At 68.2% G+C, this 24,790-nt stretch carries 18 protein-coding genes, 4 tRNA genes and 1 pseudogene; 12 read left to right on the top strand and 11 right to left on the bottom strand.

All coding sequences use genetic code 11. From position 1 onward, the window contains the following. Positions 1-12 precede the first annotated feature (12 nt). Together zapE and EDF39_RS13825 are read left to right on the top strand one after the other, a co-directional pair. Positions 13-1,068: a cell division protein ZapE gene (zapE, locus tag EDF39_RS13830; protein ID WP_123943955.1), complete on the top strand. Its 1,056-nt coding sequence runs from the start codon at positions 13-15 to the stop codon at positions 1,066-1,068. Between the two features lie 251 nt (positions 1,069-1,319). After that, the gene (locus EDF39_RS13825) at positions 1,320-2,594 is read left to right on the top strand and encodes an ammonium transporter (protein WP_123943953.1); all 1,275 of its coding nucleotides are present in this window, start codon (positions 1,320-1,322) and stop codon (positions 2,592-2,594) included. Between the two features lie 126 nt (positions 2,595-2,720). Here EDF39_RS13825 and EDF39_RS13820 read toward each other — a convergent pair whose 3' ends face one another. Then, the gene (locus EDF39_RS13820) at positions 2,721-3,230 is read right to left on the bottom strand and encodes a hypothetical protein (protein ID WP_123943951.1); all 510 of its coding nucleotides are present in this window, start codon (positions 3,228-3,230) and stop codon (positions 2,721-2,723) included. A 629-nt stretch (positions 3,231-3,859) separates the two neighbouring features. Here EDF39_RS13820 and EDF39_RS13815 point away from each other — a divergent pair. Beyond that, on the top strand, positions 3,860-4,855 hold the full coding sequence (locus EDF39_RS13815; RefSeq protein WP_123943949.1) for an NADP-dependent oxidoreductase: 996 nt from the start codon (positions 3,860-3,862) through the stop codon (positions 4,853-4,855). A 143-nt stretch (positions 4,856-4,998) separates the two neighbouring features. Here the strand turns inward: EDF39_RS13815 and EDF39_RS13810 are convergent, their stop codons facing one another. From EDF39_RS13810 to EDF39_RS13790, 5 genes are all read right to left on the bottom strand, one after another. Continuing rightward, a complete protein-coding gene (locus EDF39_RS13810; protein WP_123943947.1) occupies positions 4,999-6,423 on the bottom strand; it encodes an LLM class flavin-dependent oxidoreductase in 1,425 nt (474 codons plus the stop codon). Between the two features lie 70 nt (positions 6,424-6,493). Continuing rightward, entirely contained in the window at positions 6,494-7,411 is a 918-nt protein-coding gene (locus EDF39_RS13805; protein ID WP_123943945.1) for a MetQ/NlpA family ABC transporter substrate-binding protein, read from the bottom strand. A 42-nt stretch (positions 7,412-7,453) separates the two neighbouring features. Beyond that, the gene (locus EDF39_RS13800) at positions 7,454-8,191 is read right to left on the bottom strand and encodes a methionine ABC transporter permease (protein ID WP_233573131.1); all 738 of its coding nucleotides are present in this window, start codon (positions 8,189-8,191) and stop codon (positions 7,454-7,456) included. After that, a complete protein-coding gene (locus EDF39_RS13795; protein ID WP_123943943.1) occupies positions 8,188-9,264 on the bottom strand; it encodes a methionine ABC transporter ATP-binding protein in 1,077 nt (358 codons plus the stop codon). The genes EDF39_RS13800 and EDF39_RS13795 overlap by 4 nt, the downstream gene beginning before the upstream one ends. 294 nt (positions 9,265-9,558) lie before the next feature. Further along, positions 9,559-9,631 (bottom strand) — tRNA-Val (locus tag EDF39_RS13790). Positions 9,632-9,810: 179 nt separating this feature from the next. Between EDF39_RS13790 and EDF39_RS13785 the strand changes: the two genes are divergently transcribed. From EDF39_RS13785 to EDF39_RS13775, 3 genes are all read left to right on the top strand, one after another. Then, positions 9,811-9,882, top strand: a tRNA-Gly gene (locus EDF39_RS13785). Between the two features lie 23 nt (positions 9,883-9,905). Further along, positions 9,906-9,979, top strand: a tRNA-Cys gene (locus EDF39_RS13780). A gap of 53 nt (positions 9,980-10,032) precedes the next feature. Then, positions 10,033-10,107: transfer RNA gene (locus EDF39_RS13775), tRNA-Val, on the top strand. A 191-nt stretch (positions 10,108-10,298) separates the two neighbouring features. Here EDF39_RS13775 and EDF39_RS13770 read toward each other — a convergent pair. Continuing rightward, on the bottom strand, positions 10,299-11,411 hold the full coding sequence (locus EDF39_RS13770) for a glycosyltransferase family 4 protein (RefSeq protein WP_123943941.1): 1,113 nt from the start codon (positions 11,409-11,411) through the stop codon (positions 10,299-10,301). Between the two features lie 38 nt (positions 11,412-11,449). Then, positions 11,450-12,880, bottom strand: a complete 1,431-nt coding sequence (locus tag EDF39_RS13765) for a serine hydrolase (protein WP_123943940.1) — start codon at positions 12,878-12,880, stop codon at positions 11,450-11,452. A gap of 162 nt (positions 12,881-13,042) precedes the next feature. Between EDF39_RS13765 and EDF39_RS13760 the strand changes: the two genes are divergently transcribed. The 3 genes and pseudogenes from EDF39_RS13760 (at position 13,043) to EDF39_RS13750 (ending at position 15,345) form a co-directional block, all read left to right on the top strand. Then, positions 13,043-13,339: a DUF4193 family protein gene (locus EDF39_RS13760; protein ID WP_055958050.1), complete on the top strand. Its 297-nt coding sequence runs from the start codon at positions 13,043-13,045 to the stop codon at positions 13,337-13,339. Positions 13,340-13,497: 158 nt separating this feature from the next. Continuing rightward, on the top strand, positions 13,498-14,514 hold the full coding sequence (locus EDF39_RS13755) for an ATP-binding cassette domain-containing protein (RefSeq protein ID WP_123943939.1): 1,017 nt from the start codon (positions 13,498-13,500) through the stop codon (positions 14,512-14,514). After that, positions 14,511-15,345 (top strand): annotated as a pseudogene (locus tag EDF39_RS13750) (ABC transporter permease). Before EDF39_RS13755 ends, EDF39_RS13750 begins: the two are co-directional and overlap by 4 nt. A 26-nt stretch (positions 15,346-15,371) precedes the next feature. Here the strand turns inward: EDF39_RS13750 and EDF39_RS13745 are convergent. After that, entirely contained in the window at positions 15,372-17,423 is a 2,052-nt protein-coding gene (locus EDF39_RS13745) for an acyl-CoA dehydrogenase (RefSeq protein WP_123943938.1), read from the bottom strand. A 259-nt stretch (positions 17,424-17,682) separates the two neighbouring features. Between EDF39_RS13745 and EDF39_RS13740 the strand changes: the two genes are divergently transcribed. Then, positions 17,683-18,111: a hypothetical protein gene (locus EDF39_RS13740; RefSeq protein WP_123943937.1), complete on the top strand. Its 429-nt coding sequence runs from the start codon at positions 17,683-17,685 to the stop codon at positions 18,109-18,111. Here EDF39_RS13740 and EDF39_RS13735 read toward each other — a convergent pair. Next, the gene (locus EDF39_RS13735) at positions 18,108-21,551 is read right to left on the bottom strand and encodes a BTAD domain-containing putative transcriptional regulator (protein ID WP_123943936.1); all 3,444 of its coding nucleotides are present in this window, start codon (positions 21,549-21,551) and stop codon (positions 18,108-18,110) included. The genes EDF39_RS13740 and EDF39_RS13735 overlap by 4 nt on opposite strands. Before the next feature lie 188 nt (positions 21,552-21,739). Then, positions 21,740-22,036 (bottom strand): hypothetical protein, encoded by a 297-nt coding sequence (locus EDF39_RS13730; protein WP_123943935.1) that lies wholly within the window; start codon positions 22,034-22,036, stop codon positions 21,740-21,742. A 90-nt stretch (positions 22,037-22,126) separates the two neighbouring features. On the opposite strand from EDF39_RS13730, the gene EDF39_RS13725 reads away from it, so the two are divergent. Beyond that, entirely contained in the window at positions 22,127-23,497 is a 1,371-nt protein-coding gene (locus EDF39_RS13725) for a M23 family metallopeptidase (protein ID WP_123943933.1), read from the top strand. A gap of 146 nt (positions 23,498-23,643) precedes the next feature. Continuing rightward, complete coding sequence (locus EDF39_RS13720; protein ID WP_123943930.1) at positions 23,644-24,735, top strand: sorbosone dehydrogenase family protein; 1,092 nt, start codon at positions 23,644-23,646, stop codon at positions 24,733-24,735. Positions 24,736-24,790: the final 55 nt, after the last annotated feature.

Below are 24,790 nucleotides of genomic sequence, written 5' to 3'. Positions count from 1 at the left end.
CGGCGCCGCCGGATGACCGACGAGAGCAGCCCCACCGCGGGCGAGGCGGACACCAGGATCCGAGACACCGTCTCTCTCACCGACCGCTCTCCCTCCATCACCGCCGCTGAGATCGTCGCCCACCTCGTTCCTCCCCGTCAGTTCGACGGCGCCTCGCTCGACAACTACCGCCCCGACCCCGGCTACCCGTCGCAGGCGGAGGCGGTCGAGGCAGTCCGCACCTTCGGCGACCAGGCCACACCCACGCGGGCCGGTTTCTTCCGCCGCAAGGTGACCGTGCCGAAAAAGCTCGGTCTCTACCTCGACGGCGGCTTCGGCGTCGGAAAGACCCACCTGCTCGCGGCGCTCTGGCACCAGACCCCGGGGGCAGCCGGCTCGGGCACGAAATACTTCGGCACCTTCATCGAATACACGGCCCTCGTCGGCGCGGTCGGCTACCGGGGAGCGGTCGCGCAGCTCGAAGGCGCGACTCTCATCTGCATCGACGAGTTCGAGCTCGACGACCCGGGCGACACGATGATCATGACGAGACTCCTCGGCGAACTCGCCGACCAGGGAGCCCGGATTGCCGCGACATCGAACACTCCGCCGAACGCTCTAGGGGAGGGCCGCTTCGCCGCAGCCGACTTCCTGCGCGAGATCCAGGCGCTGAGCGATCGCTTCCGCACCCTGCGCATCGACGGCACCGACTATCGACGCCGCGAGATCGAGGCGCACGCGATCGTGACGGGGGAGCTCGACCGTGCGATTGCATCCGCTCGGGGCGTCGTGTCGGTCGACGACTTCCAGGCCGTCGTCGAACACCTGTCGACGGTGCACCCGTCGAAGTACGTGAAGCTGATCGACGGCATCGACACGGTCGCTCTCCGCGACGTCGGCCCCCTCCATGATCAGACGGAGGCGCTCCGCTTCGTCGCGTTCGTCGACCGGTTGTACGACGCCCAGGTGCGCGTCATCGCCTCGGGGCTCGCGCTCGACGAGGTCTTCAGCGCCGAGATGCTGGCGGGCGGCTACCGCAAGAAGTACCTCCGCGCCATGTCGCGACTGGTCGCGCTCACGCTTCTCTAGGCCCCGGCTCCCGCTTTCCTAGCGCTTCGCGCTCTCACGGCACCTTCGGGCCCAAAGGCCAGATTCGCGAAACGTGTTGTTTACAAACGGGCGAACCGTGTTACATCCGGGAAACATACGTGCGCACGAACCGAAACGTCGGGACGCCAGTATGAGCCGTATCCCGAGTCAGCACTGGTCGTCGCCCCTGCACTTTCCAGCGTCGTTCGGTCCGGGACACCCTGCACTGCACAACTGAGAGGTGACACCAGATGCTCGACCAAGGCAATACCGCCTTCATCCTGATCACGGCCGCCATGGTCCTGCTCATGACCCCCGGCCTCGCCTTCTTCTACGGTGGCCTCGTCAAGGCCAAGAGCGTCATCAGCATGATGATGCTCAGCTTCGGCGCAATCGGCCTCATCGCCGTCCTGTGGGTCTTGTACGGCTACTCCATCGCCTTCTCGAACGGCCCCAGCGGCTCCGCCGGAACGGACACGTTCATCGGCATCGACGGGTTCCTCGGCTTCGACCCGGCCATGTTCGGCCTCAACTCGTTGATCGGCCAGGAGGCTGCCTTCCCCCAGCTCGCCTTCGCCGCGTTCCAGGCGACGTTCGCCATCATCACTGTGGCCCTCATCTCGGGTGCGATCGCCGACCGTGCCAAGTTCGGCGCCTGGATGGTCTTCGCCGGCGTCTGGGCCACGATCGTCTACTTCCCGGTCGCCTCGTGGGTCTTCAACTTCACTCTCGGCAAAGACGGCTCGGTCGTCGACGGCGGCTGGCTCGCCGGTCTCGGCCTGATCGACTTCGCCGGCGGTACCGCGGTCCACATCAACGCAGGATCCGCCGGTCTGGCTCTCGCACTCGTGCTCGGCCGCCGCGTCGGCTTCGCCAAGGGCGCCTACAAGCCGCACAACCCTCCCTTCGTGATGCTCGGTGCCGGCCTCCTCTGGTTCGGCTGGTTCGGCTTCAACGCCGGCTCGGAGCTCGCTGCCGACGGCGTCGCCGCCCTCGCGTTCGTCAACACCCTCGCCGCTCCCGCCGCCGCAGTGCTCGGCTGGCTCATCGTCGAGAAGGTCAAAGACGGCAAGGCCACTTCTGTGGGTGCCGCATCGGGTGCCGTCGCCGGTCTCGTCGCCATCACTCCGGCGTGCGCCGCCCTCACGCCGTTCTGGGCGATCGTGCTGGGAATCCTCACCGGTGCCATCTGTGCAATCGCGATCGACCTCAAGTTCAAGCTCGGTTTCGACGACTCGCTCGACGTCGTCGGCGTCCACCTCGTCGGTGGTCTCGTCGGAACCCTCTACATCGGCTTCTTCGCGAACGACGTCGGCCTCGCCTTCGGTGGCGGCTTTCACCAGCTCGGCGTCCAGGCTCTCGCGGCCGTCGTTGTCATGGTCTACTCGTTCGTCTTCGCCTTCGTCATCGGCCTCGTGATCGAGAAGACCATGGGCTTCCGCGTCACGAGCGAAGACGAGGTCGCCGGCATCGACACGGCCGTGCACGGCGAGGAGGGCTACGTGCTCCTCGACGAGCGCGCCTAGCGCCTCAGCCGCTTCATACGAGGCCCTCGCCCATTGGGTGGGGGCCTTGTTGCGTCGGGGGCCGTCGGGCACGGCACAAACCCTCGCGATCGGCAAAGACCCTCCCGGCCGGCGTGCGAGTTGGGCCTAGGACCGCCTCGAAAGCCGATCGCGAGGGTTTAGCCGCGGAACACCGCCGGCGATTAAGCGCCGTGCGAGTTCGTCGGGATTTCGGGCGACGCTGTAATCCCATCGGATGATCGTGCGCACGTCGGGGTGAGCTGCAAATCGGGCGTGCCGTCGCTTCTCGTCGCGGATCACCTCGGGCGCAGTCCGGCCGGCCATGAAGCGCGGATCGGTGTATTTCCATTGACCGTCGAACTCGCCGAGGGCGAGAACGGAGCGCCAGCCGAAATCCGCGTCGCCGATCTTGCCCCATTCGTCGTAAAACGGCACTTGCAGGGAGGGCATCTCGAACCCGCGCGTCAGCATCCCGACGCGGCTGAAGCTCTCGCCCGGCCACTGGGCCAGAGGCGTCGCAAAGTCGAGGGCAGCATGTGCCGACTTCGAACGCCGCGCGTCTGGCCGCCGGGCCAGATGCTCGGCAACCTCTTCCTTAGCGAAGAGGCCGACCCGCAGGCCGTGATCGAACACCATGACCGCCTCATCGAAGGGGCTGGTCAGTGCGAGGTCGGCCGCCGTTCTCGAGGGTGTCGTAACGGCTATTCCTTCCCAGTCGATCCTGTCACCCGAACGGACTACCCCCGGCCTCCGCAGCAGGGACGGGATCCGGTTGGTTGTCGAGCGCGCCGGATCGACGATCTGGACCTCGCGTGGCCAGTCATCCGGCACCGGAAAACCCCAGACCGCGGCAGCAGACCAATGCGAGACGGCGACCGGGCCTCGGAGTCGAACAACACTGGCGTGAATGCGAGTGACGTATTGCTCGCGCGCCGAGAGGGCCGCCCAGGTCGAGGCGTTGAGGTAGGCGCCAGGGAGTACTCGAGCCATCGTGCCGCGTTCGGTCGCGCGGCGGAGGGAGCGCGAGTCGAGCCCTGAAGCTTCGAAGTCGCAGGACCGGAGGATGAGGGAAGGCGGTGCAGGCATGCCTCAAGCGTCGTCACGTGGCCGATGACCGCGGGCCGGATCCTGCGTTCTGTGCGGTACACACCCGGTCGCGTCAGCTGTGGAGGAGAAGCAAATCACTCCAGCCCGGCGCACACAGACCGCCGAAAAGGAGCACGATCGAGCAAAGGCCCGATGAGGGGCCGAACCAGGAGGTCGTCATGGCTCGCTCAGGTAAAATGGTTCAGTTCGATCGCTACGGCGACGTCGACGAGCTCCACTTCGTCGCCCAAGAGCTCCCCGTCCCCGACGACGACGAAGTGGTGGTTGAGATCGTCGCCGCAGGCCTCAACCACATCGAGAACTACATCCGGCAGGGCGACTTCCAGAGTCGCCTGCCGCTCGCGTTTCCGGCCAATCAAGGATCCTGCTTCGCCGGAATCGTCAAGAAGCGCGGCAGAGCGGTTCGCGACCTGTCAGTCGGCGCCGAAGTGATCGGCCACGCCGTCGGCGGAGGAGCCCACGCCACCTACATCGCCGTGCCCCGCACCGCCGTGGTGCCGAAGCCCCAGCGTGTCTCGTGGGAGATCGCGGGGGGCCTGTACCTCGCCGGTGCCACCGCCTACGACGTCGTCCGCGGGCTCGCTCTCGGCTCCGACGACGTCCTCGTGGTCACCGCAGCTGCCGGCGGCGTCGGGCACCTCGAGTGCCAGCTCGCCCTGGTCGCCGGGGCCCGCGTGATCGGCACCTGCAGCCCGCGCAACCACGACTACCTCCGCTCGATCGGCGTGATCCCGATCACGTACGGCGACGGCCTCGAAGAGCGCATCCGCGAAGCCGCGAAGGGCCCCGTCACCGCCTTCATCGACAACTTCGGCGGCGACAACCCAGCCCTGGCGAAGTCGCTGAAGGTGATCCCCAGCCGCTTCTCGTCGAGCGAAGACCGCCTCGAGACCGAGATGCGCTTTATCACGGTCGACCGCGACGACACCGAACCGGCCATGATCTTGAGCGAGCTCGCAACGATGATCGAAGAGGGCAGGATCCAACCGCTCATCTCCGGGTTCTACCCCTTCGACTACATCGTGCAGGCGTTCGCCGACCTGGGCGAGAAGCACTCGCGCGGCAAGGTGGTCGTCGGCATGCAACCCGTTGAGAGCGGAGCGCGATCGAGCTGGTACCTGTCGGGCAAGGCGCGCGACGTGCATTCGGCCTGAGGCCGCGCGTCCGCCGCGAGACGTCGCACGGACTCGCGGACGTGCCGCGGCACGTCCGTGGGTCCGCACGACGTCTCGCGGCTGGCGTCAGGCGTCAGACGTCAGACGTCAGACGTCAGACGTCAGACGTCAGGCGTCGGGCGTCAGGCGTCGACAGATGCCTTGTCGGCCACAGAGCCGGTCGACGTCGAACGCGAGCCTCTGAGCCGGAACGACGCGCCGCGGTGCTCCTCGGGCAGCCGGTCGCCGCGCGCGAACAGCTTCTCTCGGAGCGACCCCTCCACGTACTCCGTCGGATAGGCGCCGCGGGCCCGCAGCTCGGGGATCACATGCTCGATGACGTCTTCCCACGTGCCCGGCGAGACGGCGTACGCGAGGTTGAACCCGTCGACGTCCGTCTCGGCGACAAGCTGTTCGAGATGGTCGGCCACCTCTGATCCTGAGCCGACGAAGATCGGCCCGAGTCCGCCGATGGCGCCGAACCGCGCGATGTCGCGCACAGTCCACTCCCGGCCGTCGAGCTTCGCCGACTCCTTGAAGTTCTCGATCACCGACTGGATCGCGTTGCCCTGCACGTCGCCGATCGGCTGGTCGAGGTCGTACTCCGAGAGGTCGATGCCGGTCCAGCCGGACATGAAGACGAGAGCCCCCTCCTCGCTGGCGTAGCGGAGGTAGTCCTCGTGCTTGGCGACGGCCTTCTCGTGGGTGTCGTCGGTGATGATCGTGAGCAGGGTGTAGATCTTGGCCGAGTAGCGGTCGCGGCCGGCCTTCTCCAGGGCGTCGCGGATCCTCGAGACCGTCGCCTTGAGCACGGCCGCCGTGGGAGCCGACACGAAGATCGCCTCGGCGTTGTCTGCGGCGAAGGCGACGCCGCGGGGAGAGGCCCCAGCCTGGTAGATCACGGGGGAGCGCTGAATCGACGGTTCGGAGAGGTGGATGCCGGGCACCGTGTAGTTCTCGCCGCGGTGACCGATCTCGTGGATCTTGGCGGGGTCGGTGAACACGCCACCCTCGCGGTCTTCGACGACGGCGTCGTCTTCCCATGACCCCTCCCACAGCTTGTACAGCACGTCGAGGTACTCACTGGCGACGTCGTAGCGGGCGTCGTGCTCGAGTTGATCCTCGTGGCCCATATTGCGCGCCGCGCTCGGCAGGTAGCCGGTCACGACGTTCCAGCCGACGCGCCCCTTCGTGAGGTGATCGAGCGTCGACATGCGTCGGGCGAACGGGTAGGGGTGCTCGTAAGCTGTGCCCGCGGTCACGCCGAAACCGAGATGTTTCGTGACCGCCGCCATGGCCGAGACGAGCAGCACCGGGTCGTTGACCGGAATCTGCGCCCCATTGCGGATCGCCGCGACGTTGTTGCCGCCGTAGACGTCGTAGGTGCCGAGCACATCGGCGATGAACAGGCCGTCGAACGTGCCCGATTCGAGCAGCTTCGCCAGGTTCGTCCAGTAGTCGATGTCGTTGTAGTGCCTCGAGCGGTCGCTCGGGTGGCGCCACAGCCCGGACGACTGGTGGGCGACGCAGTTCATGTCGAAGGCGTTGAAGCGGATCTGTCGGGTCATGGTCTCATCCTCCGTGGGTTGGGGCGGTTTGTCAGGGCGTCCGTAACGCGGTGTCACACGCGCGTAGGCGCTACTTCGCGTCGACCGGCAGGAGGATGTTTTTGACCTTTGAGTCGGTGCTCAGGAACGTCTGGACTCGAGGATCCTTGAACGCCGCGATCAGCTTCTTGACGTTGTCCGATTTCGCGTACTTGGTGCCGACGGTCAGCTGCCCGGCGAACTGGTCGGGGGCGGCGGGGGCGTAGATCTGCTTCGAGACCGGGATGCCCGCGGCGAGGTAGTACTCGGTGTAGCCGACGGCGGCGTCGAGGTCGTCGAGCGAGCGTGACTGGGCGGCGAAGTCGAGCAGCGTGAACTTCAGGTGCTTCGGGTTCGAGGCGATGTCGTCCTGGGTCGCGTAACCCTTGTCGATACCCGGCTTGAGGGTGATCAGACCGGCACGGTCGAGGATCCAGAGCCCCTGCGCTTCGTTCGCGGGATCGGAGTAGAGCGAGATCGTAGCGCCGTCGGGAATGGCGTCGACCGTCTTCCACTTCGAGCTCCACAGGCCGAATCCCCAGCGGAAGACCGGGGTAGCCGCGGTCTCCTTGAAGTCGGGGTTCGCCTTCAACACCTGGCTCAGCCAGAGCTTGTGCTGGTAGACCGTGCCTGCAACCTCGCCCTCGCTGACGGCGCGGTTCAAGGTGGTCGAGTCGGAGAGGCCCTTGAAGGCGACCTTGATGCCGTAGTCGGGGGCGACCTCTTTCGCGACGTAGTCGACGAGGGCCTCTTCGGCGGCGTTGCCCTCGGCGGTGGCGACGTAGAGCGTGGCGCCCTTCGTGTCGTTGGCACTGGCCTCGGGGAGAAGGCGCGGAACGGTCAGGCCCGCTGCCACGGCGACGATGGCCACGGCCGCTCCCGCGACGTAGGGCCAGCGGCGGCGCTTGGTCAGGGTGAAGCCGTGGTCGGGGCCGCCTGACGTGGGGGGAGTGGTGTCGGAGGAAGACATGGCTGTGCTGCTTTCGGGTGAGAGGGGCGTGAAAAGGGAGGGTCAGGCGGCGACGCGCGAACGCCGGGCCGGAGGAACGTCGCGGGAGACCCTGCTGGCGAATCGGAGCCGCGGCGTCAGACGACGGGCGAGCCGATCGCCGGCGAACTGCACCAGAGCGACGAGCACGACGAGGATCACGATGGTCGCGAGCATCACCCGCGTGTCGAAGCGCTGGTAGCCGTAGGTGACGGCGACGTAGCCGATGCCGCCCGCGCCGATCGTGCCGGCGATCGCCGAGTACTCGATCATCGCGATCGTGTTAATCGTCAAGCCGCCGACGATCGAGGGCAGCGCCTCGGCCAGCTGTGCCGTCCGGATCACCTGCAGCCTCGACGCCCCGGCAGCGCGAGCCACCCGCGAGAACTCGGGTGGGACTCCGCGCAGCGCGTTCTCGACGATGCGGCTGAAGAAGGCGATGCCCGCAACCGACATGGGCACGACGGCCGCGGCGATGCCGATGTTCGTGCCCGTGACCAGCCGCGTGAACGGGATGATCGCGGCCATCAGGATGAGGAACGGCAGACTCCGCCCGAGACTCACGATCCAGCCGGTCAGCGTGTGCACGAGCGGCTGTTCGAACAGACCCCCGCGGCCGGTGTTGTGCACCAGGGCGCCGATCGGCACCCCCACAGCCACGACGACCACCATCGTGATGCCGACCATGACGATCGTGTCGCCGAGGGCAGGCAGCACGAGGCCCGCGATCTGATCGACGGGAACGAGATTCGAGTTGCTCACGCGACGACCTCCAGGGTCGGGTCGAGGGGCGCCGTGTCGTTCGATTCCGAAACCGAGGATCCGGCGGCACCCCGCTCGGGCTCGGCGCTTGCGGCGCCGACCGGGCCCCGGGGCAGCAGCCCCAGCTCGGCGAGGACGCGTCGGGCCCGCTCGACATCGCCCACCACCCCCACCGTGACCGTTCCGACGGTCACGCCGTCAACGACCTCGACCGCCGCCCCGAGCAGCGCCAGAGGGGCGCTGAGCTCGGCGGACGCGCGCACCAGCCAGTCGGTGGGCACATCGGCGCGCCCGTACGTGACCACGAGAGACTCCTGGCCGTCGGCCGCATGAGCCGACGCGCGGTGCGGCTGGAGGTCGTTGCCGAGACGGGATGTCGGATCCTGAAGCAGGTCGACGACCCGGCCCGACTCGGTGAACCGGCCGACCTCGAGACGGGCGACGGTATCGGCGATCTCGCGCACGGCGTCCATCTCGTGGGTGATCAGCAGGATCGACAGGTCGAGATCATCGCGCAGCTCACGGAGGAGCCCGAGGATCGAGCGGGTCGACTCGGGGTCGAGACCCGAGGTGGCTTCATCGGAGAGCAGGATCCGGGGGCGGAGCGCCAGAGCGCGCGCCACACCGGCTCGCTGCCTCTGCCCACCCGAGAGCTGGTGCGGGTAGTGGTCAGCCTTGTCGCTGAGACCGACCCGGTCGAGCAGCTCGGCGACTCGCGCCTTCGACTCCGCCGGGGTGACTCCGAGGTAGTCGAGGGGGAGCGCGACGTTCTGGGCGGCCGTTCGACGGGAGAAGAGGCCGTCAGACTGGAAGATCGTGCCGATCGCCCGGCGAGCGGTGCGGAGACCCTTCTCTGACGCCGCGGTCAGGTCGACGCCGTCGACGACGACGGACCCCGAGGTGGGTCGTTCGAGAAGGGTGACGCACTGCGCGAGCGTCGACTTGCCGGCACCGCTTTTGCCGACCACAGCGGCGATCTCGCGCGGGCCGACTTCGAAGTCGAGGCGGTCGAGCACGACGGAACGGGTGCCACCGTGCTCGTAGACCTTGCTGAGCTGGTCGATTCGGATCATGCGGCGACGGTAGAGCGTCTCGAGGCGCCGCACCGCTGTACGTCGCGGGGTGACGGGGTGTGACGCTCTGTGACGCGACTGCGGGTGTGGTCTGGCGCAGCGCTGTTTTCTTTCGCAACGGTGTGGTGCGAATTTGAGAGTGATCCGCGGCGCCTGCCTCACGATCGCCGCGTGTCAGGCCCCTACGACTCCGGATCGCTCGCAAAATGGCGGCCTCGCCCGGAGAAGTCACGGGCGTTTCGTCCGAAGGGCGAACAGTGGACACCGTGCTTGGAAGGCGAACAATAAATACAGTGGGCGATACCGGACTCGAACCGATGACCTCTTCCGTGTGAAGGAAGCGCGCTACCAACTGCGCCAATCGCCCGTGGGACTCGTCGATACTACTGGATGAATCGAGTTCGAACCTATTCGTCGGCCCTCCGAGAGGCTCGTCGAGACACGAATCAATCTCAGTTTGTACTTCGGGCAAACCATCGGATAGAGTTCCTGAGGTCGCAGAGATGCGGAAGAAACAACAACCAGGTGTCGTACGTCAGACACTTTGCGGATGTGGCGCAGTGGTAGCGCATCACCTTGCCAAGGTGAGGGTCGCGAGTTCGAATCTCGTCATCCGCTCGAGTGAAAGCTCACCCGATCAGGGTGGGGTGGCCGAGAGGCGAGGCACCGGCCTGCAAAGCCGTTCACGCGGGTTCAAATCCCGTCCCCACCTCCAGATCCACCGGTTTGAGTCTCTTCAAAGCCTCAGACGGACAACTGAATACATATGAGCGATTGGCGCAGCGGTAGCGCGCTTCCCTGACACGGAAGAGGTCACTGGTTCGATCCCAGTATCGCTCACCACCACAAACCCCCGATTCGTCGGGGGTTTTTGCTTTTCCCGAGAGGCCGCGGCCCGAAACGCACCGTATGGCTGCCGTGGCCACCTCGCCGCCCATCGTGACGGTGGGCGCCGCATCTCGTCGCTTTTCGCAGGTTTAGTCGCGGCATTTCGCGACTAAACGTGCAAAACGCGACTACGACCGCCGAGCGCCCTAGGCGTTCAGCCAGGCGTCGGCGTCGAGCCGGCCGTCGCGCTTGGGGAGCGACGCCCGCACGAGCTCACGGTCGAGAGGCGAACGAATGGCCGCCACGAGCCGCTCAGCCAGGGCCTCCACCAGATGCCCGGGCAGCGACGCCCCGGCGTCGACCGGCACGACGCCGTGCCCGTGAGCGCGCAGCCACCCGGCAAGGCCGGTCTGGTCGGTCGTGACGATGGTCAGCCCTGCCGCCAGGCCTTCCTTGATCGGCAGGCCGATCTGCTCTCGCCAGCGGCCTTCGGGCACTGAGGGAGCGACCAGCACAGACGAGCGACCGACGATCTCGGTGGCTTCGTCGCGGGGGAGCGAGCCGCGTGCATTCCGAGTCTGCGGAGACGCACGCACCCACGCGTCGACGACGTCACCGAGTGGGCCGCCGCCGATCACGGTGAGTCGCACTCCGGGAACCCGCGACTCGACGAGCTCCCAGGCCTCGAGCAGCAGCCGGACGCCCTTGCGCTCGTCGAGCACGCCCAGAAACACCGCGCTGAGCGGCGATCCAGGCTGCCCCGGGCCGGCGGAGGGTAGTTCGAGCCCGACCCGACGGGGAATGCCCTCGACGAACGGCAGACGTCGATAGACGTCGGCGGACGCCTCGCTCGCGAAGGCGATCCGGGTCAGCGTCAGGCGAGCCGTGAGGCCGATCAGCAGACCGATACCCGAGACGAGGATCCGCGGCGGCGTCCGATCACCCGCGACGAGCGTCGCGAGCGAGCTGTTCTCCATCGCGTAGGTGCCGATCTCGCGGTGTCTACGTCGGAGGAGTCCCGCGAGCCGAAAGGAAGCGACCAGGGCGAAGTGGGTCGGCCAGAGGCGGATCCAGAGCGGCTCGAAGACTTCGAGCCGAGTGGCCGACGTCGTAATCATTTGCCGAAGGGCTCCGAACCGGGTCACCCGGGTGAATCGACTCCCAGCCAAGGCATTGCCCACGGCACCCGACAGCGAGTCGCCGAGATCGTACTTCGCCCCGAAGTAGATCACCTCGGCCGGCACCCCGACCCGCTGCCGTTCGAGGTGCACGGCACGGAGCTCCGGCACGACTCTGATCACGCTGGCTCGACTTTGCACCCCGGTATCCTACACGCGATATACAGTCAGACGCTGAGCTAGGCGCGCGGCATTCGGCGGCGCACGAGAGGTGCCTCGTCGAGCGGCTCGGTCTGCCACTCCGCCGCGAACGTCGACGAGACCGGGTCGAGCGTCACGATCAGCCGGTGGGGAGTTTCGACGAAGATCACATCGAGGCGCACGGTGCCGTTCGGCCCGTCGGAGGCAGCGACGGCCACCGCCTCCGAGAGAGCCCAGGATCCCACGCCGACGGTGGCGCGCAGGGTCTCGCCGCGGTCGACCAGCTCGACCGTGTCGGATCCTTCGCCCGTGTCACTCGGCAAGGCGTGCCCACCCTCCAGACCGAGCCCGCCCGGCAGGTAGGCGACCGAGGTGAGCGTTGCGAGACGGTTGCCCGCCCCGGGCGTGAAGGTACCCGAGACGCGCGTCGATGGGGCGGAGGCCACGGGCAGCTCGACCCCGGCGAGCCGCTCGGCCAGAGCATCGTCGGCCTCCGCAGAGGGCATAGAACCGTCAATGGCGGGCAGAAGGTTCTTCCAGACCGCGTCGAGCACGGCCTGCATGTCGGGGGTCTGGCCGGTGATCGCGATGACCACGTCGTGCTCCGGCAGCACCACGGCGAACTGCCCATAGGCCCCGTCGCCGCGGTAGCCGTGTCGCGCCATCCAGAACTGGAAGCCGTAACCCTGACCCCAGTCTTTGTCGCCGTGGTTCGAGTTGTCGATGTGCGACACCGTCGCGTCGTCGACCCACGAAGCGGGCAGGATCTGCTCGCCCTCCCACATGCCGCGCTGCAGATACAGCTGCGCGAGCTTGGCGAGCGCCACGGTCGGTGCGTAAAAGCCGCTGAAGCCGAGCTGACGCCCCGACGCGTCGGTCTGCCAGCCGACCTCGCCGATGCCGAGCGGATCGAACAGCCTCGGGCGCAGGTAGTCGGTCAGCGACTGGCCGCTGAGGCGCTGCACGATGGCCCCGAGGGTGAACGTGCACGGCTGGTTGTAGCAGAACAGCGTGCCCGGCTCTTCGTCGGGCGGCATGAGCAGGAATCCGCGCACGAGATCGACCGGGTCGATCGAATACGCCCGCGCCACCGTCTCCTCGCGGTGACCGCTGGCCATGGCGAGAAGGTGACGCACCCGGATCCTGCGGCTCTTCTCATCCGTGATCTCGGCATCGAGCTCAGGAAAGTGGCTGATGACGGTGTCGTCGAGCGAGAAAAGACCCTCGGCGATGGCGAATCCGACGGCGGTCGAGGTGAAGCTCTTACTGATCGAATAGAGCAGATGCTGGCGTTCGGCGCTGTACGGCGCCCACCACCCTTCGGCGGCCACCTGCCCGTGGCGCAGCACCATGAGGCTGTGCGGTTCGACGCCGGCCGTCGATTCGAGGGCATCGACGAGAGCGGCGATGCCGGCCGCATCGATGCCGACGGCGGACGGGCGGGTGCGGGGGAGAGCGTCAGTGATCACACCCTCACGCTAGCGCTGCGGCCCCGAGACGGCCCTCGATTCCGACACGCACTACAGCCGTTGGCGAACATGGTTCGGCTGAGGGCAAGATGCCGCCTATAGTTACGGCGACCACCAGATCCGCGCGGGTTGCAAGCCGCGACACATTTGCAGGAGAACACCATGGCTGCCGACTACGACGCACCCCGCAACGCCCCCGACGACGACGGTAACGACTCGATGCAGGCGTTCAAGGAGCGAGCTCCCCAGAAGGTCGGCCTCGTCGCCGACCTCGACGACGGCGACGCCTCGGGCGGGTTCCAGCTCGACGCCGCCGACGTCGACGAAGCTCTCGACGTCGTCGTGCTGCCGATGCAGGATTACGAGTTCACCTGCGTCGAGTGCTTCCTCGTACGCCCGCGCGCCCAGCTCGATCACGAGACCAAGCTCGGCCCCGTGTGCATCGAGTGCGCGTCGTAAGAAAGACAGGCGCCTCCTGACAGAGGCGAGCGCCTCCAGACAGAGGCGCGCAAGGGTGTGAAAGCCCCGTGAAAGCGGGGGAGCGCAGGATCCCTGTGGCCGGCAACGAAAGCCGGTCACCTCGGATCCTCATCCCCCTCTTTCACGAAAGGTCAGACATGACCACCTCAAGCGACTGGGCCGTCGAAGCCCACGGGCTCGTCAAGGTCTTCGGCGAGAACCGCGCGGTCGACGGCGTCGACCTCAGCGTCCGCGCCGGCACCGTCTACGGAGTGCTCGGCCCGAACGGCGCCGGCAAATCGACCACCATCAGCATGCTCGCCACGCTTCTGCGGCCCGACGGCGGATCGGCCACGATCTTCGGCCACGACGTCGTCAACGAGGCGCAGGTCGTGCGGCAACTCATCGGAGTCACCGCGCAGTTCGCGTCGGTCGACGAGAAGCTGTCGGCGACCGAAAACCTCATCATCTTCTCCCGACTGCTCGGCCTGTCGCGTCGCGATGCCCGGACCAAGACCACCGAGCTGCTCGAGGAGTTCGGCCTCACCGAAGCCGCCAGCCGGCCGCTCGCGAAATTCTCGGGCGGAATGCGTCGTCGTCTCGACCTCGCCGCAAGCCTCATCGCCCAGCCGCCGCTGATCTTCTTGGACGAGCCGACCACCGGGCTCGACCCGCGCACCCGCTCGCAGATGTGGGACACCATCCGGCGCCTCGTCACCGAGGGCTCAACGGTGCTGCTCACGACGCAGTACCTCGAGGAGGCCGACCAGCTCGCCGATCGCATCGCGGTCATCGACACAGGTCGGGTCGTCGCCGAGGGCACCTCGGAGGAGCTCAAGTCGTCGGTGGGCGAATCGTCGCTGCAGCTCCGGCTCGCCTCATCCGCCGACGTCGCACCCGCCCGCGACCTCATTCGAAGCGTGCTCGGGGTCTCGGCGGCCGTCTCGCCCGAAGCCGGTCGCATCACCGCGCCGATGACCGACCCCGACCGGATCACCGACCTGTTCGTCGCCTTCCGCGAGCGCGGCATCCACCTCACCGAGATGAGCGTTCAGAAGCCGACGCTCGACGAGGTGTTCCTCACCCTGACCGGGCACGGCGTCGACGCCGATGCCGCACCAGCCGACGGCGCTGCCGCCGCCAACACCTCCCCGAAAGAAGCGGTGAACGCATGACCACCCTCAGCCCCACCAGCGCGACTCCGCGTCTCACCGGCCCGGCCGGTCGCCCACTCAAGAACCACGTCAGCGTCTCGCAGACCATCCGCCACTCGTTCACGATGGCCTATCGCGGGCTGCTCAAGATCCGCCGCACTCCCGAGCAGCTCATCGACGTCACGATCCAGCCCATCATCTTCACGCTGATGTTCACGTACCTGTTCGGCGGGGCGATCGCCGGAAGCATCGCGGACTACCTGCCGCTGATCATCCCCGGGATCCTCGTCCAGACGGTCATCACCGGTTCCGTGGTCACCGGCATTCAGTTGCGCGAAGACATGGACAAGGGCGTGTTCGATCGATTCAAGTCGCTGCCGATCGCTCGGATCGCCCCTCTCGCCGGTGCGCTCCTCGCCGACACCGTGCGCTACGCGATCGCGACGACGCTCACCCTGACCATGGGATTCATCCTGGGCTGGCGTCCGGGCGGCGGCTTCGGCTTCGTCGTTCTGGCCGGGCTTCTCGTGATCGTCTGCGCCTGGGCTCAGCTGGATCTTCGCGTTCTTCGGTGTCGTCGCTCGAAGCGCATCGAGCGTGCAGGGCATCTCGTTCCTGGTGCTCTTCCCGCTGACGTTCCTCTCGAACGCCTTCGTGCCGACCGGCACGCTGCCGTCGTGGCTGAAGTGGTTCGCCGAGGGCAACCCGGTCTCGCACCTCGTGTCGGGGGTCCGCGACCTCGCGAACACCGGTGCGATCACGGGCAACCTCTGGCTGGCGCTGCTCGGTGCCGGGGTCGTGGTGGCGATCTTCGCCCCACTGACCGTGCGCGCCTACATGCGCAAGGCCTGACGCGACCGCTCCCGCGTCCGCTCCCGTCAGCGACGGGCGGCGTAGTAGGCGGCGGCCTCGTCTTGGCGCTGCTGCTCCGCCCCGGACGCGATCGGCGCCCGCACGCGCTCGGGTGCGAACCCGAAGGCCTCGACCAGGCCGAGCGCGTGCGGGCGCAGCCGTGGCAGCAGGCGATCGTCGATGTAGTCGGTGACGGCCGTGGCGCGGGCCGCCGACAACCGCCCGTGGATCAGGTACCAGGCAAGATGCTTCTCGATCAGCCCGAGGCCGAACAGATCGCGAAGCCAGGTCAGGATCCGACGGGTCGCCTCATCGGGGACACCCGCCAGCGCCTCGGTGAAGGCCTCCCACTGGAGCAGCTCCGCGTGGGCGATGGCCGCCTCGATCAGCTCGTCCTGGTTCTGGTCGAACAGGCGGGCTGCTTCGACGGGCGAGGGCTTTCCCGACGCCGACTTGGCGGCGGGGCGCAGCTTCGCCGCAACACCGGCGATCATCGTCTCGACCCGGCCGGTGAGGAGCTGGCGTTGCGATTTGGCATCGCGGACGTGCCCCACGGCGCGGCCGACGGATCCTCGGTCTGTGACGGTCTGGGCGAGGCGTCGTAAGCCGGAGCGGTCCACCGATGCCTGTCCGACCTGGCCAGCGACGAGCGTCGCCACCCGGCGGGGATCGGCGCCGGTGAACTTCTTCGAGTAGTCGGTCAGCAGGCGCTTGGCGACGAGCTGCAGCAGAACCGTGTTGTCGCCCTCGAAGGTCGCGTAGACGTCGAGGTCGGCTCGGAGCTGGGTGAGGCGGTTCTCGGCGAGGAATCCGACACCGCCGCAGGCCTCGCGGGCCTCCTGCAGGATGTCGAGGGCCGACCAGGTGCTGAGCGACTTGAGGGCGGCGGCCAGGGTCTCGAGGTCTTGCCGGTCGGCGTCGGTGGCGTGCTCGCCCGAGAAGACGCCGTCGAACGCGGCGAGGAGCTTCTCGTGCGCGAACGACATCGCGTAGGTCGTTGCGAGGCGGGGGAGCAGGCGACGCTGGTGCCGTTGGTAGTCGAGGATCACCACCTCGCTCGTCGGGTCGGCGGCGGTGAACTGCCGACGCTGGGTGCCGTAGGTGATCGCGATGTGGAGCGCCAGCTTGGACGCGACCACCGACGCGCCGTCGAGCGAGACCCGCCCCTGCACGAGCGTGCCGATCATGGTGAAGAACCGGCGGCCCTTGCTCGCGATGGGCGAGCTGTAGCTGCCGTCGGGGGCGACGTCGCCGTAGCGGTTCAGGAGGTTCGTGCGCGGCACTCGCACCCCGTCGAAGTGAAGTCGGCCGTTGTCGATGCCGTTTAAGCCGCCTTTGAGGCCGTCGTCTTCGCCGCCGACTCCCGGCAGGAATCCGTTGTCGTCACGGATCGGCACGTAGAAGGCGTGGACTCCCTGCTCGACGCCCTGCGTCACGAGCTGCGCGAACACGACGGCGGCCCGGCCATGAACGGCGGCGTTGCCGAGGTAGTCCTTCCAGGCGGCGCGGAACGGCGTCTGGATCACGAACTCCTCGGCGTCGGCGTCGTACGTCGCGGTGGTGCCGATCGATGCGACGTCGGAGCCGTGGCCGGTCTCGGTCATGGCGAAGGCCCCCGGCACCTCGAGGTTCATGATGCCGGGCAGGAAGGTCTCGTGGTGGTACTCGGTTCCGAGGTGCATCACGGCAGAGCCGAAGAGGCCCCACTGCACGCCCGCCTTGATCTGAAGCGAAGGATCCGCGGAGACGATCTCTTCGAACGCGGCGATGTTGCCGCCGTGGTCGTCGCTTCCCCCCAGGTGCGTCGGGAACGCGCGCAGGACTGCCCCGCGTTCGAGCAGCTGATGCAGTTGGCCAAAGCATCGCTCGCGCTGTTCGGCGAGGGTGAGGTCGGCGTGCCGGTGGAAGGCGTCGTCGCGCAGCAGCTCGCGGGAGTGCTTGCGCGCCTCGGACCACCGTCCGAGCAGGTACTCGCCGAGCCAGGCGGTGTCGAGGGTGTCGGCCGCGGTGGTCGGAGGCGTGGTGGGCGCCGCTGCAGGTGTGGTTGCGCGCGCAGTGGTTTCTTCGAGACGTGTCATCAGCGTTGATTCCGTTCCGGTGGGGTTCTGGGCTCACGGTAGAACCCTCCGCGACGGTGTCGAAATCACCCGTGGGCCGCTACACACGTTGTCGGTCTCGCCGGGCGTGCGTTTGTCGGATTCCTCCAGGTCGGGGGCAGCTGCTGTTCCCGGCACACGCATTCATCGACGACCCCGAGCCCACTCATAAGCGATGCCAAGGCGGCCTCCGTAGGTTCGCTGTGATCCGGACCGGATCGTCCCCCCATCGAAAGTCGTCATGTCGCTCAGCTCCTCCAGCCGTTTTGCCCGCATCAACATTCCGCGCATGGTCCTGTGGCTGGTGTCGCTCGTCGTCGCGGCGGGGGGCTACCTCCTCATGACCCAGTCGAACGCGAAGGAGGCCGCGGTCTACGCCTCGGGCACAGCCGACTACCCCAAGCTCTTCGCCGCCCAGTCGGGCAGCACGGTCGGCGGCCTCTTGATCGCGGCCGGCGTCATCGGGGCCCTCTTGGCGTTGACGTCCATGTCCATCACGTGGCGAGCCGCCCAGGCACGCGAGATCCCCGCCTCCACGACTCACTCGTACGACCTCGAGGACCTCGAGCTCGAAAGGGAAGACGAGTCGGACGCGATCGACGAGTCCGACGCGAAAGACACCACGGGCACCACCGCGATCGGCGAGGCACCGGCGACCTCACCGCGCTAGGCGCGCAACCGACGATCGACGAGCAGCTCCAGCGCCTCGGCGTAGGCCTCCGACGGCGTGAGAAGCGCCGCCGACGACCGCGCGGCCTCCACCGTCTCCGCGCCGAACCGATCCGTCACTCCGGCAACTGCATCTGCGCGCACGAGTGACGGCACCTCCTGCCGCCCCTGCATCGTCTCGGCGAGCGTGAGCAGCCGCAGTCCGAGCGACGTGGGCCACTGCTCGGCGGCCGACTCCGACGACGAACCGGACGCAGGCCCAGACGATGAGCCGGACGACGAGCCGAGGATCCACACGCCCAGCGCAAAAACGGCAGCCCCCGCGATAGGGACGTCCTCGAACGCCCCCGAGAGACGGTGCGTCGCCAGAAGCCGGGTGCGGAGCCGATTCGCCAAGGATGGAGCACGCGACGGAGCCGACGCGCTGGGCGACAGCCCACCACCGAACGCCGCGCCCCCGCGCACGTGCGCGGCCAGCGCAGCAGCAGCCACCAGGAGGGCGAGGGGCGACCGCGACCGCGACTGTTCCCCTCGGAAGATCGCCAGCGCTTCGTCGTAGAGACGGACGCCCTCGTCGGCCTGCCCCTCGGCCAGAGCTACCTCGGCGAGGCCGACCCTGCTCATGAGGCGTGAGCCACCCGGATCCTCGCCCTGGTTCTCTTCGTCGACGAGCACCCCCTCGAAGTACCGCCGCGCCGCGCCGTACCGTCCGAGCGAGAGCTCCGCCATGGCCCGCCGGAAGGCGACCTCCTGCAGGTCGCCGGCGGCTCCAAGGCTCTCGAGCGCTTCTCGTGCGACATTTGACCAGCCGAGGGCCGCCTCCGGGTCGGCCGACTGGCTTGCGAGTTCGGCGAGCGACGAGGCGGTGGTCCCGATCGTCCAGACGTGGCCGTTCGCGACGGCGCTCTCGTGCGCTCGGAGCGCCAGACGGAACGCGTCACCGACCCGCCCCTCGTTCTCAGCGGTCTGGCCGTCGATCGCGGTGGCGAGTTCGACGATCACATCGTCGCCCGATGCGAGGGCCTCCTTCAGGCGCCGACGGAATGCGAGCGGGTCGACGACGGTCGCCAAGAAAAGGCCAGAGAGAGCGTCGAGGCGAGGATCCTGCGCAGGGCCGCTTGCCCGAAGGCTCCGGAGGCGCGCCACCGCGAGCAGCCCCGACCGGCGGTCCCCGAAGGCGAGGAGGCTGCCGGCGATCGAGGCGGAGAGGATCTCGGGGTCGCGGTAGCGGGCTTCGACCGGCGCAGAGCGGAGCATCCGGATCACCTCGGGCGCGAAGGCCTGCACCTCGGCGTGGTTGCCTGCCAGCGACCAGTAGTAGCCGAGCGCGGCGAAGGCCGTGGCGACGACACCCCGTCGTTCCTGAGCCAGGGCCTGCCGCAGCACAAAGACGAGGTCGTCTTGCTCGGCGGCCATAAGAGCGAAACTCCGCACCTGGTCGGCGCCGTCGAGGCTCGACCGGATCGACCGGGAGAAGGCCTCGGCCCAGGCGAACATGCCGTCGCTGACGAGCTCCTCCTCGGCCGCTTCGGCGAGTCGGAGGTCACCGAATTCGCGCACCGTCTCGAGCATCCGGTAGCGGAGCCGCCCGGTGCCGGGCTCGTCGGCGGCGCCGAGCAGCGACTGGCGGACGAGGCCGTCGAGGGCGTCGGCGACCGCCACCGGTTCGAGCCCGATATCGCCCGGGCCTAGGACGACCCGGTCGTTCGGCCGACCATCTGATGCACCCTGCGCCGCACCGAGCAGCTCGGCGGCGTCGGCCGAGAAGCCGTCCGGAAACCGCGACAGTCGTCGCAGTAGCACTCGCTCATCGTCGCCGAGGAGGTTCCACGACCAGTCGATCACGGCCGTGATAGTCCGGTGCCGTTCGGGCGCCGACCGGTCACCCGAGGTGAGCAGGGCGAAGCGATTGCCCAGACGCCGTTCGATCTCGTCGACCGACAACGACCGCACCCGGGCCGCAGCGAGCTCGATCGCGAGTGGCAGGCCGTCGAGCCGATCGCAGAGCCTGAAGACGACGTCGCGGGGGAGCAGCACGCCGGGCCGAGCCGCCCTCGCCCGCTGCTCGAACAGCGACACGGCCGCGCCGTCGCTCGGCAGCGATCCGAGCGGGTGCACCGTCTCGGCGCCGATCGCGAGCGGGGAGCGGCTCGTGGCGACGACTCTCAGCTCGGACGTCTCGGCGAGCAACTCCGACACCAGGCTGGCCGCGGCATCGACGACGTGCTCGCAGTTGTCGAGCACGAGCAGGGTCGACATCTCGGCGAGAACGGCGACGAGTCGGTCTCTGACCGGTCCGACACCAGGATCCGAGAGCCGAATCCGCGGCGCACTCACCTCGCGCACCCCAAGGGCACTCGCTACGGCGAGCAAGACGTCCTCCCCGTCCCGCACGCCGGCCAGCTCGACGACGGCGACGCGGGGCCACTGCCCGGCAGCACGATGCGCCACCTCCTGAGCCAGCCGCGTCTTGCCGAGCCCGCCCGGGCCGAGGATCGTGACCAGTCGGGCGTGCTCGAGCAGGGCCTCGATCCGGTCGACGTCGGACGACCGGCCGAGCAGTTCGTTCGGGGCCGAGCGGAGGCCGAGTGCGATGTGCGCACCCCGGCGAGCCGGTGCGGCGGCGCTCGGGGCTGGTTCGACGGGCCCCCGCTGAGCGCGACCATCGTCGAGCGGATCGTCCTCGGCGGCAAGCAGCTCGGCGTTCAGCGCGACGAGGGCGTTCGATGGGCCCGTGCCGAGCTCATCGGCGAGACGCTTCCGGTACGACGCAAAGACCTGGAGCGCCTCGGTGCGGCGATCGCTTCCCCTCAAGATCCGCATCCGGAGCACGACCAGGTCTTCGTGCTCCAGACCCACCGCGTCGGTGGCCAACTCGTCGAGGGCCTCCAGGGCTCCGACCGTGTCTCCGAGATCGCATCGAGCGGAAGCCGCGACACGGAGGAGATCCGCTCGGAGGGCGGCGGCCACGCGAGTCAGCTCGTCGCTCACCGGTCCGGGCTCGAGGTCGGAGCCGGGCGCTCCCCGCCAGAGGCGGAGGGCTTCGCCGGTGAGAGAGGTCACGGTGGCCGGATCGGCGCCGGGCCGGATCCTCGCGGTTGTAAGAAGCGAACGAGCCACCTGGAGGTCGCTCGCCCGAGGGTCGCCGAGACGGTAGCCGGTCGGGGTCGAGACGATAACGCCCGGAGCGACTGCCTGGCGAAGGCGAGAGATCAGGGTCTGGAGCGCGGCCTTCGCCGAGACGGGCGGCTCGTCACCCCAGAGATCGTCGATGAGGCGGGCGGACGTGACCCCGTCGGTTCCTGCGAGTGTCAGCGCGACGACGAGTGTCTTCGCGCGGGGCCCGGCGGGCGAGACGGTCTCGGCTGCGGCCGTGGCACCGGCCACCCGAAGAGGCCCGAGCACACCGACGGAGACGACGGGAACACCGGGCGTGGGCACTCGCTGAGTCTAGTGACCCCGCTTGTCTCAGCGATACATCGGCGATGTATCTTCACGTGGCTGAGTGGGTGAGCGCCTCGGCGGCCGCCACTATGCGAGCGATTCGAGCCGAAAAGCCCGGCGCACGCTCCTACTGGCCAGGATTGCTCTCAAATTGGTATGAGACAACCCCGGCGTACCGAGGAGGGTCAGGCCGCCGTGTCGGTGGCGAACCAGAGCTCACCGAATTCGCGCCCCCGAGCCGAGGCGACGAACGCCTCCTGGAGGTCGTCGGCCGCGCCCCCGACCACGAGCACTTCGAGCCCGCGTTCGAGGAGCCCGTCGAGGAGCTCGCCGACGAAAGCGTGATCCGCCAGAGCCACGAGACTGGCGTCGATTTCGACGTGGGCCGCCGCTTCGTCGGGCACGGCAGATGCGAGATCACGACCGGCTGCGGCGTCGTGGACGAGGGGAGGAAGGGTGAGCGTGAACATCTGAGAGACCAACCTAGACTCCTCGACCGGTCTCAGTGACGGCCCCACTTCGCGTCTGCCCCTTGCGTCACACCAGTCACATCTGCAACGCTCACACCTGTCATGACTCGGTCTTTCTCCGCGCCGCCGCAGCGCGCCCCCCTCTCGCACACCCGCCGTCGCATCAGCGTGGGGGCCCTCGCGCTCGCTTTCGCACTCCCGCTATTCGTCGCCGCGCCCGCCGAGGCCGACGCGTATCCGAGCTGGGACGACGTCGAGCAGGCCCGCGGCAGTGAAGGGGCGAAGAACAAGCAGATCGGCTCGCTCACCTCGCTCATCGCCGAGCTCGAGCAGGCGACGGCCACGGCTCAGGCCGCCGCCGACAAAGCCGGCGAGGAGTTTCAAAACGCCCGAGACGAGCTCGACCTCGCCGCCGGCAAGTACGACAAAGTCGTCGCCGAGCAGAAGAAGGCCCAGAAGCAGGCGGATGAACTCGGAGTTGCAGTCGGGCAGATAGCAGCGACGCTTGCCCGGCCGGGCAGCAGCAACATGACCACCCACCTGCTCTTCGGCGAGAGCAAGCCGGGTGAATTCCTCAAGGGCCTCAGCATGTCGGCGAAGATCGGCGACCAGGTCGACAAGCTCTACGACGAGGCCCAGAAGGCGACGAACACCGCCGAAGCCCTCGCCGCGCAGGCGAAGCTGGCCAAGACGGAGCGGACCCGCCTCGCCGACGCCTCTCAGAAAGCCCTCGAGCGGGCCGCCGCGGCGACGGCAGCGGCCTCCTCGGCCGAGGCGGAGCAGCAAGACAACCTCGGCGTGATGAAGGCGCAGCTCGCGACCCTGCGCAACGACCGGCTGTCGATCGAAGACGGCTACCAGGACGGCGTCAAAGCGCGCGCGGCAGCAGCAGCGCGGGCAGCTGCGGCAGCGCGGGCCCGTGAGGCAGCGGCAGCGAAGGCGGCAGCCGATGCAGCGGCCGCCCAGGCTGCTGCGGCAGCGGCTCAACCGGCGGCCCCCTCGACTCCGTCCACCCCCTCCACGCCGGCTCCCTCGACCGGTGGCGGCAGCAGCGCCCCCAACCCGGGCGCAGGATCCGGCTGGACGAAACCGATCACCGCGTACAGCTTCTATCAGGCGTACGGCTACCGGTACCACCCCGTCTACCACGACTACCGCCTGCACTCCGGCGCCGACTTCTCCGCCTCCTGCGGCACTCCGATCTACGCGACGCACGCGGGCACGGTCAGCTACGCCGGGCCCTCGGGCGGCTACGGCAACATGATCATCATCGATCACGGCAACGGCGTCTCGAGCGCCTACGGCCACCTCTACACGAGCGGCATCTACGTGCAGGCCGGGCAGACGGTCAGCGCCGGGCAGAACATCGCCGGGGTCGGCAACACGGGCGTGTCGACGGGATGCCACCTCCACTTCGAGATCCGACTCAACGGTGTGGCCACCGATCCGATGGCGTACTTGGCTTCCCGCTAGCTCTCTCTTTCTCTCCGCTCGCTCACGCACCCCGTGTCGCGAGACTCCCCAAGTGGTCCGTCCGCGCCGGGGTGATGGGCCATTTGTGGAGTCTCGCCGACGCGGCGACGCGCGCGACGCTCAGCCGGGCGGGGCACGATGGCCGCATGAACCGACGACGACTCGCGATTCTGCCCGCTGCTCTCACCGCGCTGTTGCTCTCCGGATGCAGCGGCGGTTCCGATGCATCGCGCGGCGAACGCGACAGCACCGGCGACAGCAAGGGCACCACGACACCCATCACCGACATCGCCACCAGACTCGAAGCCCCCTGGTCGATGGTCCGCACGACGGACGGCTCGATCCTCATCAGCCAGCGTGACGATGGCACCGTCGTCGAAGTCGAAGCCGACGGCTCGAAGCGCGACGTGGGTGTCATCGAAGGCGTTGTACACGAGGGGGAGGGCGGCCTGCTCGGCCTGGCGCTCGACCCGGCCGACCCCGATCGGCTCTACGCCTACGAGACCACCGCCACCGATAACCGCATCGTGCGGGTCGCGCTCACCGGTGCCGCGGGATCCTACGGTCTGTCGTCACAGGTGACGATCCTCGACGGTCTCGCGAAGGCGTCCAATCACGACGGCGGCCGCATCGCCTTCGGTCCCGACGGTCTGCTCTACGCCACGGTCGGCGACGCGGGCGACCCGACGGCGGCCCAGGACCGCGACTCGCTCAATGGCAAGATCCTGCGCATGACCCCTGACGGCGATGTCCCCGCAGGGAATCCGTTCGACGACTCGCTGGTGTGGTCGATGGGCCACCGTAACCCGCAGGGCATCGCCTGGAGCGATGACGGGCGGATGTGGGCCAGCGAGTTCGGGCAGAACGAGTTCGACGAGCTCAACCTCATCGAGGCCGGCAACAACTACGGCTGGCCCGAGGTCGAGGGCACGGGCGGCGGAGACGACTACACCGACCCCAAAGTGACCTGGACCACCGACGAGGCCAGCCCGAGTGGACTCGCCGCGATCGGCGACCACCTCTACCTGGCCGGCCTCGGCGGCGAACGACTCTGGACCATCGCGCCGGGCGACGACATCTCCGTCACATCCAGCCTGGAGGGCGAACTCGGCCGTCTTCGAGACGTGAGCGAAGGATCCGACGGCTCCCTCTGGATCCTCACCAGCAACACCGATGGCCGTGGCGCGCCCGCAGACTCCGACGACCGTCTCGTCTCGGTGCCGCTTCCCGGTCGGTAAACTGGTCGAAACCCCCTGAAAGCAAAGGAACACCCGTGTCAGATGCCGTCGCACC

The organism is Frondihabitans sp. PhB161, assembly GCF_003814635.1.
Lineage (GTDB): Bacteria > Actinomycetota > Actinomycetes > Actinomycetales > Microbacteriaceae > Frondihabitans.
This window is presented reverse-complemented; position numbering and strand designations above follow the sequence as displayed.

Bases quoted from the DNA above. Each gene is read 5' to 3' on its own strand.
- EDF39_RS13825 (WP_123943953.1), top strand. From the start codon at position 1,320: ATGCTCGACCAAGGCAATACCGCCTTCATCCTGATCACGGCCGCCATG.
- EDF39_RS13745 (WP_123943938.1), bottom strand. From the start codon at position 17,423: ATGACACGTCTCGAAGAAACCACTGCGCGCGCAACCACACCTGCAGCG.
- EDF39_RS13740 (WP_123943937.1), top strand. From the start codon at position 17,683: ATGTCGCTCAGCTCCTCCAGCCGTTTTGCCCGCATCAACATTCCGCGC.
- zapE (WP_123943955.1), top strand. From the start codon at position 13: ATGACCGACGAGAGCAGCCCCACCGCGGGCGAGGCGGACACCAGGATC.
- EDF39_RS13815 (WP_123943949.1), top strand. From the start codon at position 3,860: ATGGCTCGCTCAGGTAAAATGGTTCAGTTCGATCGCTACGGCGACGTC.
- EDF39_RS13720 (WP_123943930.1), top strand. From the start codon at position 23,644: ATGAACCGACGACGACTCGCGATTCTGCCCGCTGCTCTCACCGCGCTG.
- EDF39_RS13805 (WP_123943945.1), bottom strand. From the start codon at position 7,411: ATGTCTTCCTCCGACACCACTCCCCCCACGTCAGGCGGCCCCGACCAC.
- EDF39_RS13820 (WP_123943951.1), bottom strand. From the start codon at position 3,230: ATGGTGTTCGATCACGGCCTGCGGGTCGGCCTCTTCGCTAAGGAAGAG.
- EDF39_RS13810 (WP_123943947.1), bottom strand. From the start codon at position 6,423: ATGACCCGACAGATCCGCTTCAACGCCTTCGACATGAACTGCGTCGCC.
- EDF39_RS13795 (WP_123943943.1), bottom strand. From the start codon at position 9,264: ATGATCCGAATCGACCAGCTCAGCAAGGTCTACGAGCACGGTGGCACC.
- EDF39_RS13760 (WP_055958050.1), top strand. From the start codon at position 13,043: ATGGCTGCCGACTACGACGCACCCCGCAACGCCCCCGACGACGACGGT.
- EDF39_RS13725 (WP_123943933.1), top strand. From the start codon at position 22,127: ATGACTCGGTCTTTCTCCGCGCCGCCGCAGCGCGCCCCCCTCTCGCAC.
- EDF39_RS13755 (WP_123943939.1), top strand. From the start codon at position 13,498: ATGACCACCTCAAGCGACTGGGCCGTCGAAGCCCACGGGCTCGTCAAG.